At 45.4% G+C, this 15,222-nt stretch carries 8 protein-coding genes; all 8 read right to left on the bottom strand.

Going from position 1 to position 15,222, the window contains the following annotated elements; genetic code table 11:
- Positions 1–9 precede the first annotated feature (9 nt).
- Positions 10–1,398, bottom strand: a complete 1,389-nt coding sequence (locus tag H6614_02655; GenBank protein ID MCB9242553.1) for a UDP-N-acetylmuramoyl-tripeptide--D-alanyl-D-alanine ligase — start codon at positions 1,396–1,398, stop codon at positions 10–12.
- Positions 1,395–2,888, bottom strand: a complete 1,494-nt coding sequence (locus H6614_02650) for a UDP-N-acetylmuramoyl-L-alanyl-D-glutamate--2,6-diaminopimelate ligase (GenBank protein MCB9242552.1) — start codon at positions 2,886–2,888, stop codon at positions 1,395–1,397. Before H6614_02650 ends, H6614_02655 begins: the two co-directional genes overlap by 4 nt.
- A 9-nt stretch (positions 2,889–2,897) precedes the next feature.
- Complete coding sequence (locus tag H6614_02645) at positions 2,898–5,084, bottom strand: PASTA domain-containing protein (protein ID MCB9242551.1); 2,187 nt, start codon at positions 5,082–5,084, stop codon at positions 2,898–2,900.
- Positions 5,085–5,093: 9 nt separating this feature from the next.
- Complete coding sequence (locus tag H6614_02640) at positions 5,094–5,432, bottom strand: septum formation initiator family protein (protein ID MCB9242550.1); 339 nt, start codon at positions 5,430–5,432, stop codon at positions 5,094–5,096.
- A gap of 17 nt (positions 5,433–5,449) precedes the next feature.
- Positions 5,450–6,424, bottom strand: coding sequence for a 16S rRNA (cytosine(1402)-N(4))-methyltransferase RsmH (rsmH, locus tag H6614_02635; protein ID MCB9242549.1), 975 nt, complete (start codon positions 6,422–6,424; stop codon positions 5,450–5,452).
- Entirely contained in the window at positions 6,405–6,872 is a 468-nt protein-coding gene (mraZ, locus tag H6614_02630; GenBank protein MCB9242548.1) for a division/cell wall cluster transcriptional repressor MraZ, read from the bottom strand. Before mraZ ends, rsmH begins: the two co-directional genes overlap by 20 nt.
- A 217-nt stretch (positions 6,873–7,089) precedes the next feature.
- Positions 7,090–11,337: a DNA-directed RNA polymerase subunit beta' gene (rpoC, locus tag H6614_02625; protein MCB9242547.1), complete on the bottom strand. Its 4,248-nt coding sequence runs from the start codon at positions 11,335–11,337 to the stop codon at positions 7,090–7,092.
- 60 nt (positions 11,338–11,397) lie between these two features.
- Positions 11,398–15,216 carry a DNA-directed RNA polymerase subunit beta gene (gene rpoB, locus H6614_02620; GenBank protein ID MCB9242546.1) on the bottom strand — a complete coding sequence of 1,273 codons (3,819 nt, stop codon included), beginning with the start codon at positions 15,214–15,216 and terminating at the stop codon, positions 11,398–11,400.
- Positions 15,217–15,222 lie beyond the last annotated feature (6 nt).

Below are 15,222 nucleotides of genomic sequence, written 5' to 3'. Positions count from 1 at the left end.
TTATCCCCTTTAGTTTATAATGCTGATTAACACGTCTTCCATTTTCATTCCCCTGGATCCCTTTATGTAAACAACATCCCCTTTCCTCAAAACCGCATTCAGCATTTCAGCCATGTCCCCTTTCAGCTCGAAATAAAAATTGTTCTGCACTCCCTTTGCTGACTTGAACGTATTGAAAGACTCTTCCCCGTATGTGTACAAATGCTTAAATCCCATTTTCTTTACCAGCTTCCCGATATCCGAATGCTCTTTCTTACTCGACTTACCCAGCTCCAGCATATCAGCCAGCAATATATACTTATTGCCTTTTCCGTTGTACTCTTTGAGTGTCTCTAATCCCATTTGCACTGAGTTTGGGTTGCTGTTATATGCATCGTTAATAAATATCATTCCTTTGTGTTTTACTACTTCCATTCGCTTTGAACTCGCCGGTTTGAAATTTCCCAGCGCCCTCTTTATTCCCGCAGTAGAAACCCCAAAATATAATCCTACTGCCGCCGCCGCCAGCCCGTTGTAGATCGAATGCTTACCGAATGTCGCTATCTTTACCTCAAAATCCTTTCCCATCCCTTTCACTCTTATCACCGGCTCGAAATCCTTGCTGAACTTTACGAACTTTCCCGTGACATCCGTCTTGTATCCGTAGGAGTAGGTGAACTTTTTCTTCTTTCCCAGTTTCTTAGCGTATTCTCTTATGTACTTATCATCCATGTTCATAAAACAAACGCCGTCTTCTTCTCTCCTCAAGTAATCATAAAGCTCGAACTCTGCTTTTGCTACTCCTCTTTCATTTTTAAAGAACTCTAAATGCTCCTTGCCGATATTTGTTACTAATCCGTAATCAGGTTCGGCTATCTTATTAAGGTACTCTATCTCGCCGAAGTGGTTGCTTCCGACTTCGAGCACCGCGAACTCGTGTTTGGAATTAATTCTCAGGATCGTTAGAGGGAGTCCTATGTGATTGTTAAAATTTCCCTCGGTCTTGAGAACTTTAAATTTAGATGAAAGTACCGCGCTAACCAGATCCTTGGTTGTTGTTTTCCCGTTACTGCCACCTATAGCCAAAAAGGGGGTTTTGAACTTTAATTTGTGGTTGTGGGCTAACTCTCCCAGGGCAGAAATAGTATCGGGCACAGTAACGTAAGGGGTTTTACTTAACGTTTTTTCAAATTGCGCCCGGTTCCTCGAACAAATGACAACAAGATTTACTCCTTTCTTTACTACTTGCTCGAGGTACTTATGGCCGTCGGTACTTTCACCTTTAATCGCAAAGAACGCCTCGCTTTTTTTTATGGTGCGCGAGTCAATACCTACACCGGTGATATTTGTTCTCCTAAAACAAACTCTATTGTATATCTTGCTTCCTTTTAAGCTTAAAAAGTCATCAAGCTTTATCATTTTGCAAGATTTGAATATTTCGCTACCATCTCCTTATCATCGAAATGCGTCTTCACTCCTCTTACTTCCTGGTATGTCTCGTGTCCCTTACCGCAGATCAGTACCAGGTCACCCTTCTTCGAATACTCTATCGCTTTCCTTATCGCTTCTTCCCTGTCTTCATCCACTTCAAAATTTCCTTCCGTCTCCACACCCGAAAGTATTTCGTTAATTATAGCCATTGGTTCTTCGAATCTTGGATTGTCGGAGGTAATAATGGAATAATCCGATAAACTCGTTGCGTATTTTCCCATGACCGGACGCTTCGTCCTGTCCCTGTTGCCTCCGCATCCGAATACCGTTACAACTCTTCCTTCACCCTGCTCTTCCACGATCTCTCTCGCCGCCTCGACAGCGTTCTTTAATGAATCGGAGGTATGAGAATAATCCACCACTGCATATGCTCCGTTTGGAAGCTTTATGCGGGTGAATCTGCCGTCTACATCACGAAAATCGGCAACTGCCTCACGGATGATTTCCATATCTACCCGCAGAGCATTTGCCGTCGCCATTACGGCTAACATGTTCGATACGTTGAACCGTCCTGTTAATCCGCTTTTCATTTTAAACTCTCCCTCTTTTGTTACTGCTTTAAATTCAAGTCCGTCTATTCCCAGCTTTATGTCTTCCGCTCTGTAATCACTCTCTTTATCTATCGAATAAAATATCTTCTTTGCCTTTGTGTCGTCTAGTATTGCTTTCCCGTATTCATCGTCCGCGTTCGAGACCGCGAAACTCTCTTTTCTTAACCCGTCGAATAATATCTTCTTTGCGTTAAAGTAATTCTCCATGTTCGAATGCAGGTCCAGGTGCTCACTGCTCAGGTTCGTGAATATACCTGCCGTAAAATCCAACCCGTAAACTCTCTTTAGCTCCAGTGCTATCGACGAAACCTCCATCACACAATACTTCATCTCGTTATCAGCCATCTCCCTCAGCATTCCGAAGATCTCTATCGAGTCGGGTGTCGTAAGCGTGGACCCCATTTTTTCACCGCCTGCATCGTAACTTATCGTCCCTATCAATCCCGTTTTACTTCCGGCTTTTTCGAGCACCGCTTTCATCAGGTATGTTATCGTTGTCTTGCCGTTTGTTCCGGTTACGCCGATAACTTTTATCCGCTCTGCCGGGTTACCGTAAAACTCCCGGCTCATCTCCGCCATTACTTTCCTGATGTCCTGCGCTTCGTGGATCTTCTTTCTATTGCCGTTTTCCAGTTCCCCCGCGTATTCATTGCCCTCTATCCTCTCGGTTATCACAGCCCCTGCGCCGTTTGCCAGCGCGTCCTTTATGTACTTATTTCCATCATCCTCGTATCCTATTATGGCAAAGAAGATGTATCCTTCTTTTACTTTTCTCGAATCGTACGCCAGACCTTTTACTTCAAAATCATCCCTGATCTCGACAGGTTTCAAAGAACTTTTATCAGATAACTCTGAAAACTTCATCATTCATAAAAATTATTCGTTCTCGCAAAAAAGCGTGACTTCCGTCTTATACAGCTCCTGGGATTCCGGTTTGGGGTCCTGCCCAACCACCTTACCGCTTCCGCTTATGTGCACCCTGAATCCCGCGTTGACCATAGTGTTTATCGCCTTTCTCAAACTCTGATTGGTTACGTCCGGTACTTTATATAGATTTTTTTCTCCGGGCTTCTTCCTGATAACGTGTATCTTTATCTTCTCGCCCGCCTTTAGATTTATTAACGTGTTCGCCGCCGGGAACTGGTCCGCGACTATAAACTCATAACCGGTATTATCGGTCGTCTTCATGTCTGTTACTTCCTTCACCAGCTCATATTGTATTCCCTTCTCGGTCAGAATATCTATAGCATCTTTCTCCCTCAGGTTTACCAGGTTGGGAAGGTACATCTCGTTTTCTGTCAGCGATGCAAATTGATATTCGTCCTGGTTTAGCTTCTCATAGTTTGCGTTTATCAGTTGTGTGCTTGAATAGTCGGACAAACCTTTGTAACCGATTATCCTGGTTGCGATATTTTTGAATATTGGAGCTGATACATGTCCTCCGTAAAACTGCCCTGATTTTGGGTTATCTATTACCACGGCAATGAGTATCACCGGGTTTTCTGATGGGAAGAACCCGACGAATGAAGCGTTGTGCGACGCGCTCGAGTATGAACCGTTCACCAGCCTCTGGGCCGTTCCCGTCTTACCCGATACGTTCACGCCTTCTATCTGGGCAACCTTACCCGTTCCTCTCTGTACCGCGCCGTATAATAGCATGTTTATTTTCTGCGCTGTTAATTGCGAAACGACCTGCCTTACCTGTGTCGGCTTATTCTCGAATACTACCTTTCCGTCGAGCCCCAGCTCCCTCTTAACAATGTAAGGAGCCATCATCATCCCGTTGTTTGCTATCGTTCCGTATGCTGTTGCCAATTGCATCTCGTTTATCATTACCTGGTAGCCTATTGCCATGTATTCCAGCGTCTGTCCCGTAAAATCCACCGGTCTCTTCAAAAGACCTTTGTTCTCACCCGGCAATTCGACACCGGTATAAATACCGATTCCGAAATCCCTGGCGTATTTATAAATTCTTTCCGGTCCCAGCATCCTGGCTGTTTTCATCATACCTACGTTGCTCGACTGCTCCAGTACCTGCTGGAAGGTCATACTGCTCGCTCCGTGTTCATCCTTAACCGTTAAGTCGCCTCCGCCCTGCGTATTTATGATCGTGGATACGTCCACAAGATTTTCTTCTAAAGAGCCGGCCGCCGTGATTAGTTTGAATGTTGACCCCGGCTCATATATATCGGAGAGTACCTTATTCTTCATTCCTACCGTGTCGGCTGAGGTGATGTTGTTTGGGTCGAATGTCGGATACGAACTCATTCCGAGTATCTCTCCCGTTTGCGTGGACAGAACAACCACCTTACCGCCGTCTGCCTGGAATTCCTTTACACCCTTTGCCAGTTCCTCTTCGACGATCCTCTGTATGTTGATGTCTATCGTGAGAACTACGTTGTTTCCTTTTACCGGCTCCTTGCGCGGATAGTTCAATGCCGGACGGGTGTTGCCCTTTCCGTCCTTCTGCATTATCATAAATCCGTCCTTACCCGCTAGCTTATCATTGAGCGACAGCTCGATACCCATCTGTCCCCTGTTCTCGTTATTCGTGAATCCGAGTACCTGAGAACCGAGATAACCGTAATTGTAAACTCTTGTCGGCTCATTGAGAACTATCAGTCCGGGATATTCAAGTGTGTCCAGACCGCCTACATTCTCCGGATCTACTTTCCTTTCGAGATAGATAAAGGAAGTGTTCTCCGCCGTTATCTTATCGAGATATTCTTTCCTGTCCTTGTGAAATTTCCCCGCTAGTATGTCAGCCAGCTTATCCGGATCCTCTACCATGTTCGGATCGACCGCAAGGGACACCCTGTAAGAGTTTGACACCAGCAGGTTCATGTTCCTGTCGAATATCAGTCCTCTCGAAGGATACAATACTATCTTTGTTTCGTATTGCTTCTTTGCGGCGATCTTGTATTTCTCCGATTCCATTATCTGGATCACGAATAGCTTTACCACCACCGCCGTAAAGAGCAGGCAGAAGATGATCGCAAAGAAATTTACTCTTCTGTTGTACTTCTGGTTTGGATCTTTTGATATTTTGAAGCTGTCCTTCAAAAAATAGTATTAGTTTGATTCCAGGTCCGATTTTTTTAAGATTATTACTTTTCCCTCGTCTATCACCGAATCCGAATACACCATGTTGAGCCTCTCTTCCGCTACCTGCTTTATCCTCTCAAAACTGCTCAGCTTCTCCACCTCCGTCATCAAAAAATCATTCGTCTGCTTCACGTCGTTTATTTCTCCTTTGAGCTTGTTCGTCTCGACGGACAGGTTGTTCGATGCTATTATGTTATTTATGTAAAAGACTATAAGAATTGCGATGAGGGTCAGTGACAGTAGTGCGTAGAAGACCGATATCTTCACCTTTTGCTTTTCCTCCGCTAGCGACTGCTTCCTTCTCATTTAAAATATCCTCGTTTTTAAAGCCTTTCTCCGGCTCTGAGCTTTGCGCTCCTTGCTCTGGTGTTATGCTTTACTTCCTCGTAACCCGGTGTAACTGCTTTCTTCGTCAATATCTTAAACACCGGCTCCGCTCCCGTAACTTCTGCTTTCTTATACTTTGAAACTTTCTCTCTCTTCGATTTGTCTTTCAGGAAATTCTTTACTATCCTGTCCTCCAGTGAATGGTAAGAGACTGCTACCAGCCTGCCTCCCTGCTCCAGAAGTTCTACCGAATCTTCCAAAACCTGCTCGAGATTTCTCATCTCCGCATTCACTTCTATCCTTAAAGCCTGGAATATCTTCGCCAAAAAATTTGCCCTGTTCTTCTTGTCTATCCTGTATTCATCATCCACTATCCCCACCAGGTCAAACGTCGTCCGAATCTCTTTACTCCTGCGCCTGGTCTCTATCGCTTTCACGAGCCTCCTCGCGTCCCCTATCTCTCCGTACCCCTCGAACACCCTCATCAACTCATCTTCCACGTACCCGTTCACTACCTCTCCCGCGGTTATCTCATCCTCCTTGTACGCCCTCATGTCCAGCGCCGTATCCCTCATAAAACTAAACCCCTCTTCCGCTTCCAGCTGGTAGGATGAAAGCCCCAGGTCCATCACAATCCCCGAAACCTTCTCTATACCTTCCTTGCTTAACAGTTCCTTTAGCTCACCGAAGTTACCGTTGACGAAGACTGTCTTATCTTTAAACCGGGTCAGCTTTTTCTTTGCGTGGGCTATCGCGTTCAGGTCTTTGTCTATGCAGATCACTTTGCTAGCGGGGGAGGTTCTTTCGCAGATCAATTGCGAGTATCCGCCGCCGCCGAGCGTGCAATCCGCTATCACATAATTCTTAAATTCAGGGTTGAGTAGATATTCTATGGCTTCATTTAAAAGAACGGGTGTATGGAATTCATCCTTATACATCCCACCATGCATCCTATGTGGAGGTTCCGCCATTCTTGGCTTCGATTATCTCCGAGACTTTCTCCGCGATCTCTTCATAGGTCTGCGTTTGCGACTTATCATATTCTTCTTTCGTCTTCGGATTCCAGATCTCCATCTTATCCATCAGTCCCAGCATTACTATTTCTTTTTGAAGTCCCGCATATTCCATCAATTGAGGCGGAATTAATATCCTGTTCTGGGAATCAAGTTCGCATTCATTTACATACATAAAAAATTCACGAATGAAATAACGCTGATCCCGGTTAAATGAATTGTATCCGCTGAGAGCATTTTTTACCTTATCCCACTCGTCCTGTGGATAGACGAGCAGACACTTATCCATACCCCTTGTAAGGATAAGCTTATTATCAGCCTCAGGCGTCATGTATTTCCTGAATTTAGCAGGAATCATGAGCCTGGACTTCGCGTCAAGATTGCATATTGCGTGTCCTTGAAACATTAAAAAATGCTTGTTTTAGCGGAAATTTAAGGGAAGGGTCTCCACATCTCCCCACTTTTCCCCACTTAATATACAAAAATAACTAATTTCTTTTAAAAGTCAAACATTATTTCTATGAAATTTATATTTTTAGGTCGGTGGTGAGCTTTGGGAGGAGTACAAAAAAAGCCATCCCATTTTGCAACAGGATGGCTTAAATATGACTAAATTACGTTTTTTATGCTTCTACCTTCTCTTCTTCGGCTTCGACCTCAATTTCTACAGGTTCTGCGCCTGATTCCCTTTCCTTCATTACGATCAGGTCACGGTATTTCTTGAGTCCTGTACCGGCAGGTATAAGCTGTCCGATGATCACGTTTTCCTTCAAGCCCAGCAGATGGTCGACTTTACCCTTGATAGCCGCATCGGTGAGTACCCTGGTGGTCTCCTGGAACGATGCCGCAGAGATAAAGCTGTCCGTGGTGAGTGAAGTCTGAGTGATACCGAGAAGTATCGCGTCTGCTGTTGCAGGCATTGCATCTCTTGTCTTAATCTGTTCTTTGTCCTTTTTCTTAAGTTCTGCCTTGATGTCCTTAGCTTCTTTCTTGGTTAATGTATCGCCTATCTTTACATTGCTTCCGCCTACGTCGGTTACTATAACCTTTCCTTTCAGCTCGTTATTTGCATCGGTGAAGAGATTCTTGTGAACGATATCACCTTCGAGGAATCTCGTATCACCCGGATCGGTTATTTTTACCTTCTGAAGCATCTGCTTCACAATAACTTCGATGTGCTTATCGTTTATCTTCACACCCTGGATCCTATAAACTTCCTGGATCTCATTTACAAGATATTCCTGAACAGATGATACACCCTGTATCTTTAGAATATCTATAGGGTCGAACGCACCGCCTGTCAACGGTTCACCTGATTTAACGATGTCGCCGTCTCTAACAAGGATGTGCTTTCCGATAGGCACTTTATAATCAACTACCTTACTTCCGTCGAGTGAGTGTATTCTCAGCTCCCTGCTTCCCCTGGTCAGTTTACCGATTTCGACCTTACCGTCGATCTCAGCGATCTTTGCAGGATCGTTAGGACTTCTCGCTTCGAATAACTCAGTTACTCTCGGCAGACCACCGGTGATGTCCCTGGTCTTACCGGATTCTCTAGGAATCTTAACAAGGATAGTACCGGCTTTTACTTCGGTGCCGTCATCTACCAGCAGGTTAGCTTTTGCCGGAATGAGGTAAGTACTCAATACCTTGTCATTTCCGTCCACGATCTGGATAGCCGGGCTCTTTGTCTTATCACGGCTCTCGACCACTGTCTTTTGATAGTGTCCTGTCTGCTCGTCTTTGATAAGTTCATACTGCTTGCCCTCTTCCATATCGAGGTATCTTACGCTACCATCGTTTTCCGCAACGATAACAGAGTTGTACGGATCCCATTCGTAAAGCATCTGGTTCTTCTTAACCGCCTGCTTATCCGATACCATCAGGTTAGAACCGTAAGGCACATGATAACGTGTTAATACAGATCCAGAGTCATCAACAATATTTATAACACCGTTCCTGCTGAGAGACATGGATGTCGTACCCACAGCAGATTTATATTCAACTATCCTTAAGTTTTCAAATTTCGTCTTACCTTCAAACTTAGTAGCAACCTGTGACTGAGCGATGATCTTACTTGCAGTACCACCGATGTGGAACGTTCTAAGTGTAAGCTGTGTACCCGGCTCACCGATAGACTGGGCGGCGATAATACCTACTGCCTCGCCAACCTCTACCATCTTACCTGTTGCCAGATTTCTGCCGTAACACTTAGCGCAAACACCACGCTTGGATTCACATGTAAGTACCGATCTTATTTCAACAGATTCTAACGGCGAATCGGAAATTATTTCCGTTTTTTCTTCAGTAATTTCCTCGCCTGCTTTTACAATGATCTCTTTTGTAAGCGGATGAACCACGTCGTGGGTTGCTACCCTTCCGAGTATCCTTTCCGCAAGTGTTTCCTTAATATCTTCACCTTCTTTCAACGCTTCGGTTTCAACACCTCTAATCGTACCGCAATCGACTTCAGAAATGATAGCGTCCTGAGCTACGTCAACAAGCCTTCTTGTCAAGTAACCCGCGTCCGCAGTCTTTAGCGCCGTATCGGCAAGACCTTTTCTCGCTCCGTGAGTCGAGATAAAGTATTCGAGGATCGACAGCCCTTCCTTAAAGTTAGCAAGGATAGGGTTTTCGATGATCTCGCCTGCCTGACCTGTTAACGATTTCTGCGGTTTCTGCATAAGACCCCTCATACCCGCAAGCTGGCTAACCTGATCGGCTGAACCTCTCGCGCCGGAGTCTATCATCATATGAAGAGAGTTAAAGCCCTGTTTCGACCTTGTAAGGTTCGTCATAAGCTCCCTCTTAACTTCATCTCTAACGTGTGTCCAAATATCAATAACCTTGTTATACCTTTCGTTCTCGGAGATAATACCTCTTCTCTTAGACTTTTCGATAACGTCCACCCTCTTCTGGGCTTCGTCGATGATCTCCCACTTGTTATTCGGGATCTCGATGTCGTCGATATTTACGGAAAGTCCGCCGATAGTCGAATATTTAAATCCAATCTCCTTGAGGTCGTCCAGGAACTGCGCAGTTCTCAGGTTTCCGACCGTCTTATATATCATACTGATTATTTCATAGATCTTTTTCTTTCTCAGAAGTTCGTTTATGTACGGCACTCCTTCCGGAACTATCTGATTAAATATCACGCGTCCTACCGTCGTCTCAATTATCTCACCTTTGTTCCTTACTTTTATTGCCGCGTGAAGTCCAACCTGTCTAAGATCGTAAGCGAGCAGTACTTCCTCAGGTGAAGCGAACGTCATACCTTCGCCCTTATCGCCCTTCATTTCTTTCGTTACATAATAACATCCGAGGATCATTTCCTGGTTAGGTACGATACTAGGCGCGCCGTTTGCAGGTGAAAGGATATTGTGAGATGAAAGCATCAAAATACCGGCTTCGAGCTGTGCATCATATGAAAGCGGAACGTGAACTGCCATCTGGTCACCGTCAAAGTCAGCGTTAAACGCAGTACATACGAGCGGGTGAAGTGTGATCGCCTTACCCTCGATCAGCACCGGCTGGAATGCCTGGATACTGAGCCTGTGGAGGGTTGGGGCTCTATTTAGCAATACAGGATGTCCGTCGATAACGTTTTCCAAAATGTCCCATACTTCCGGGGTTCTTCTGTCGATGAGCTTCTTAGCGCTCTTAACAGTCTTGACGTAATCCCTGTCTATTAATCTTCTTATTACGAACGGCTTGAAGAGCTCCAGCGCAATGTCCTTTGGCAGACCGCACTGGTGAAGCTTCAATTCAGGACCTACAACGATAACCGAACGTCCGGAATAGTCAACCCTCTTACCGAGAAGATTCTGTCTGAACCTTCCCTGTTTTCCTTTAAGGATGTCGGAGAGTGACTTAAGCGCCCTATTCTCAGCCTTAACTGCGGTTACTCTTCTAGAGTTATCCAGCAATGCGTCGACCGCTTCCTGAAGCATTCTCTTTTCGTTCCTGAGAATAACTTCCGGAGCTTTGATCTCCATCAGCCTTTTGAGCCTGTTATTCCTGATGATAACCCTTCTGTAAAGGTCATTAAGGTCACTTGTCGCGAACCTTCCGCCTTCCAGCGGTACGAGCGGTCTGAGTTCCGGCGGAATAACCGGTACTACATCCAGCACCATCCATTCGGGTTTATTCGGTCTTTCGTCTTCAGATTTTCTGAATGCTTCAAGTACTCTGAGCCTCTTAATATTCTCGTTCTTCTTCAGAGCTGAAGGGCTGTCCTTCAATTCTTCTCTTAATCTTACGATCTCTTCTTCTATCGGTACGCTTCTGAGCAGTTCCTTAACCGCAACACCGCCCTGATCCGCATAGAACTTCTTAGGATCGTCGTTGGGCAGGTCGAGTTCTTCCTCGCTCATCGAGTCCATCACTTCGTTATATTCTTCCTCGGTAATGAATTCCAATCTCTTGTACTTTGTCTTACCCGGATTTACTACTACGTATGTCTCATAGTAAATTATCTTTTCGAGGTCTTTATTGGAAATACCCAGCAAGTGGCTGATCTTTGAAGGAAGCGACCTGAAGTACCATATGTGAACCACGGGAACGGACAAAGCAATGTGCCCCATTCTTTCCCTTCTTACGCTCTTCATATTTACTTCCACACCGCACCTGTCGCAGACAATACCTTTGTATCTTATGCCTTTGTATTTACCGCAGTGACATTCCCAGTCTTTTACCGGTCCGAATATCTTCTCGCAGAATAAACCGTCCTTGTCCGGTTTGAACGTTCTATAGTTGATCGTTTCCGGCTTTGTCACCTCACCGTATGAACTTGCGGTGATAGATTCGGTCGAAGCAAGGTTTATCGAGACCTTATTAAATCTTTTTGGTTTTCTTTCTTGTTTAATTGCCATGTTGACTCCGGTTTTAAAATTTAGTTTGTTTTTTTCTTTTCCTGATATAATACACCGTTATCATTCGAGATTTATATCGAGACATAATCCCTGCAGTTCCTTCAGCAGTACGTTGAAGGATTCCGGAGTACCCGGTTCGGGCAGGTTGTCCCCTTTAATGATCGATTCATATACCTTGCTTCTTCCCTGAACATCGTCACTTTTAACCGTAAGCATTTCCTGCAATACGTTCGCAGCGCCGTAGCCCTGCAGTGCCCAGCATTCCATCTCTCCAAACCTCTGTCCGCCGAACTGGGCTTTACCTCCCAGTGGCTGTTGAGTGATAAGTGAGTATGGTCCAATCGACCTTGCGTGTATCTTATCATCGACAAGGTGCGAGAGTTTGAGCATATAAATATAACCTATAGTAACCCTCTGGTCGAACTTCTCGCCCGTTCTTCCGTCGAATAGCTCAGTTCTGGAATTGGTAGGAAGACCCGCTGCTTCGAGGTTCTTCTCTATCTCTTCCACTGTAGCTCCGTCGAATATCGGTGTAGCGAATTTCACACCGAGGACGTTTGCCGCCCATCCGAGGGCTGTTTCATACAACTGACCAAGGTTCATCCTCGACGGCACACCAAGCGGATTAAGCAGGATATCTATCGGGGTTCCGTCCGGCATAAACGGCATGTCTTCCACGGGTACTATCTTTGCGACAACACCCTTGTTTCCGTGCCTACCAGCCATCTTATCACCGACCGAGAGCTTCCTCTTTTTCGCTACGTATACCTTTGCCAGCTTAACTACACCCGTTGGCAGTTCGTCACCAAGCGTTACTTTTACTTTTAATCTTTTGTACTTCTCTTCTATCTCGTTAATCTTGTACTTATAGTTCTTATAGATATCCGGAAGCATTTCATTGGATCTCTTATTGGCTACCCATTCGCTGTCGTAATCGAAGTCGTTCAGGTCGTGTGTTTTCTTTTCGAGCATCGTGGTGAAGGTGTCCTTCTTAAAATGCACCCCGCTCCTGATCGCCATGTTACCCTTTGCATCCCTTACACCTGTGGAGTCTTTTCCATTCAGCAGGATACCGAGCTTCTCGGCGAATTTCTCCGTAGCTTCCTTTATCTCTTCTTTTCGGTTTGACTCGTACCTGTCAATTTTCTTCTTTTCTTCTCTCTTGCTCTCGGTATCCCTGGTCTTTCTGGAGAATAGCTTTCTATTGATTACTATACCCTTGAGTCCGGGAGGAGCTTTGAGAGATGCGTCTTTAACGTCGCCGGCTTTATCACCGAATATCGCTCTAAGGAGCTTTTCTTCCGGTGTCGGCTCGGTTTCGCCCTTCGGGGTGACCTTACCGATAAGGATGTCGCCTTCTTTTACTTCAGCACCTATTCTTATAATACCGTTCTCGTCAAGGTCTTTCGTAGCTTCTTCACTTACGTTCGGGATCTCCTTAGTAAGCTCTTCCTCTCCCCTCTTGGTATCTCTTACCTCGAGGCTGAATTCTTCGATGTGAACGGATGTGTAAACGTCTTTGGACACTATCCTTTCGCTGATGATAATAGCATCCTCATAGTTATATCCTCTCCACGGCATGAATGCAACGAGCACGTTCCTTCCGAGCGCCAGCTCGCCATTGTCCGTAGATGAACCGTCAGCAAGAATGTCGCCTTTCTTAACCCTTTGACCTTCAATTACAATCGGTCTCTGGTTAATCGAAGTGTCCTGGTTGGTTCTGAGGAACTTTGTCAGTCTGTATTCTACTCTCTGCGCGTCTTCAAAATTCAGCAGGTTCTCCTCCGAATCTTCTCTTATACTGTATTTAACTATTATCCTGTCAGCCGATACATACTCAACAACACCGTCGGCTTCCGCAGCTATCATCGATCTTGAATCCCTGGCTACAATCTCCTCAAAGCCGGTTCCGACGAACGGTGCCTGCGGTCTGAGCAGAGGAACTGCCTGCCTCTGCATATTGCTTCCCATCAGCGCTCTATTAGCGTCATCATGCTCGAGGAACGGTATCAATGCCGCCGCCGCGCTCACGATCTGGTTGGTCGCAATGTCCATGTATTCCACTTCTTCGTGCCCAAGTGTCGGGAAGTCCCCTCTGAATCTTGCTCTTACCTTTTCGTTCAGGAAGTTACCTTTGTTATCCACCGGCTCATTTGCCTGCGCGATCTTGAAAAGGTCTTCTATTTCCGCCGAAAGGTATTCTATTTCGTTTGTTACTTTTCCGTTTACTACTTTTCTGTACGGAGTCTCGATGAATCCGAGATCATTCACCCTCGCGTGAATACAAAGCGAGGAGATGAGTCCGATGTTAGGACCTTCCGGGGTTTCGATAGGACAGAGACGTCCGTAGTGAGTATAGTGAACGTCACGAACTTCGAAGCCTGCTCTCTCCCTGGACAGACCGCCCGGTCCGAGTGCGCTGATCCTTCTCTTGTGTGTCATTTCGGAGAGAGGATTCGTTTGATCCATGAACTGCGACAGCTGGCTTGTTCCGAAGAATGATGCCAGCGCGCTGGTTATTGGTCTCGCGCTTATCAGTCTCGACGGGGTAAGGCTGTCCTCGTCATGTATGCTCATCTTTTCCCTGATAGTCCTTATCATTCTGGACAGACCAAGTCCGAATTGCTGTGCTAACTGCTCGGCAACCGTCCTTACTCTTCTATTTCCAAGGTGATCAATGTCATCCACAGTCATCTTATTATCGACGAGGTCCCTGATATAGCTGATTATCTCTACTATATCTTCGAGAGTTAATATAGTGATATGCGGGTCGATCTTCAGACCCAGCTTGTAATTTATTTTGTATCTTCCGACGCTTCCGAGATCGTATTTCTTCGGGTTAAAGAACAGCTTTTCGATGTAGCTCTTTGCTGTCTCTGCATCGGTTTCCATCATCATGCGGGATTTCTTTCCGCCGATCTTATCAATCTCCGCGGCTTTTTCTACAAGTATATCGCTTTCTTCGTCATCGCTCATTATAGTATTATAGATGATAATCTCACCGTCGGTAGCATCAGGTTTGAGCACCTTCAGTTCCTTTATCTTCGCGTTCATTATTTCGACCAACTGCTCTTTCGATAAAGCAGTGTTCTCGTGAATTTCGAGATCGTCGCCCGTCTCTTTATTTATAACATTCTCGACAACCACCCTATTCTCATAATCGAGGTAATTGTTGTTGTTAATATTGATCGTCTCGACCAGTCCGAACAGCTCGAGCATCTGAGTTTTTTCGTTAAAGCCCAGAGCCTTTAGCAGTGTAGAGAAGTAGAATTTCTTCTTTCTATCTACGTATGCGTAAAGCAGGTCGTTAATGTCTGTCGTAAATTCCACCCATGAACCTTTGTAAGGAATAACCCTCGCAGAAAACAGCTTCGTACCGTTTGCGTGCGTGGATTCGCCGAATACAACACCCGGCGACCTGTGGAGCTGGCTCACGATAACCCTCTCGGCGCCATTGATGATGAAGCTTCCTCTTTGTGTCATGTAAGGAAGATTTCCGAGATACACGTCCTGTTCCAGAACGTAGTTATACTCTTTCGCGGCGGCGTTTGGTTTTGTCGATAACCTGAGCTTTACTTTGATAGGAACCGAATAGGTCAGTCCCTGCTCCTGGCACTCTATAATAGTGTATGGTGGTTTCTCAACATAATACTCTACGAATTCCAGTATTGCGGTCTCTCTCGAGTCCGTAATAGGAAAGTTGTCTTCGAATACTTTCTGTAATCCGACGGATTTTCTCTTATTCGCGGGAACGTTCTCCTGGAGGAAATCCAAATAGGATTGTACCTGAACGTTTAACAGATCTTCGGGATCACTCGTTATCCTTGACTTTGAAAATGTTAGCCTATCATTCTTATCATTGATGGGAGGCAGTCCCATCTTTAC

This window comes from Ignavibacteriales bacterium (assembly GCA_020635255.1).
Classification (GTDB): Bacteria; Bacteroidota; Ignavibacteria; order Tepidaquicellales; family Tepidaquicellaceae; genus JAEYVS01.
The sequence above is the reverse complement of the archived record's forward strand: the minus strand, read 5'-3'. Positions and strand labels throughout refer to the sequence as shown.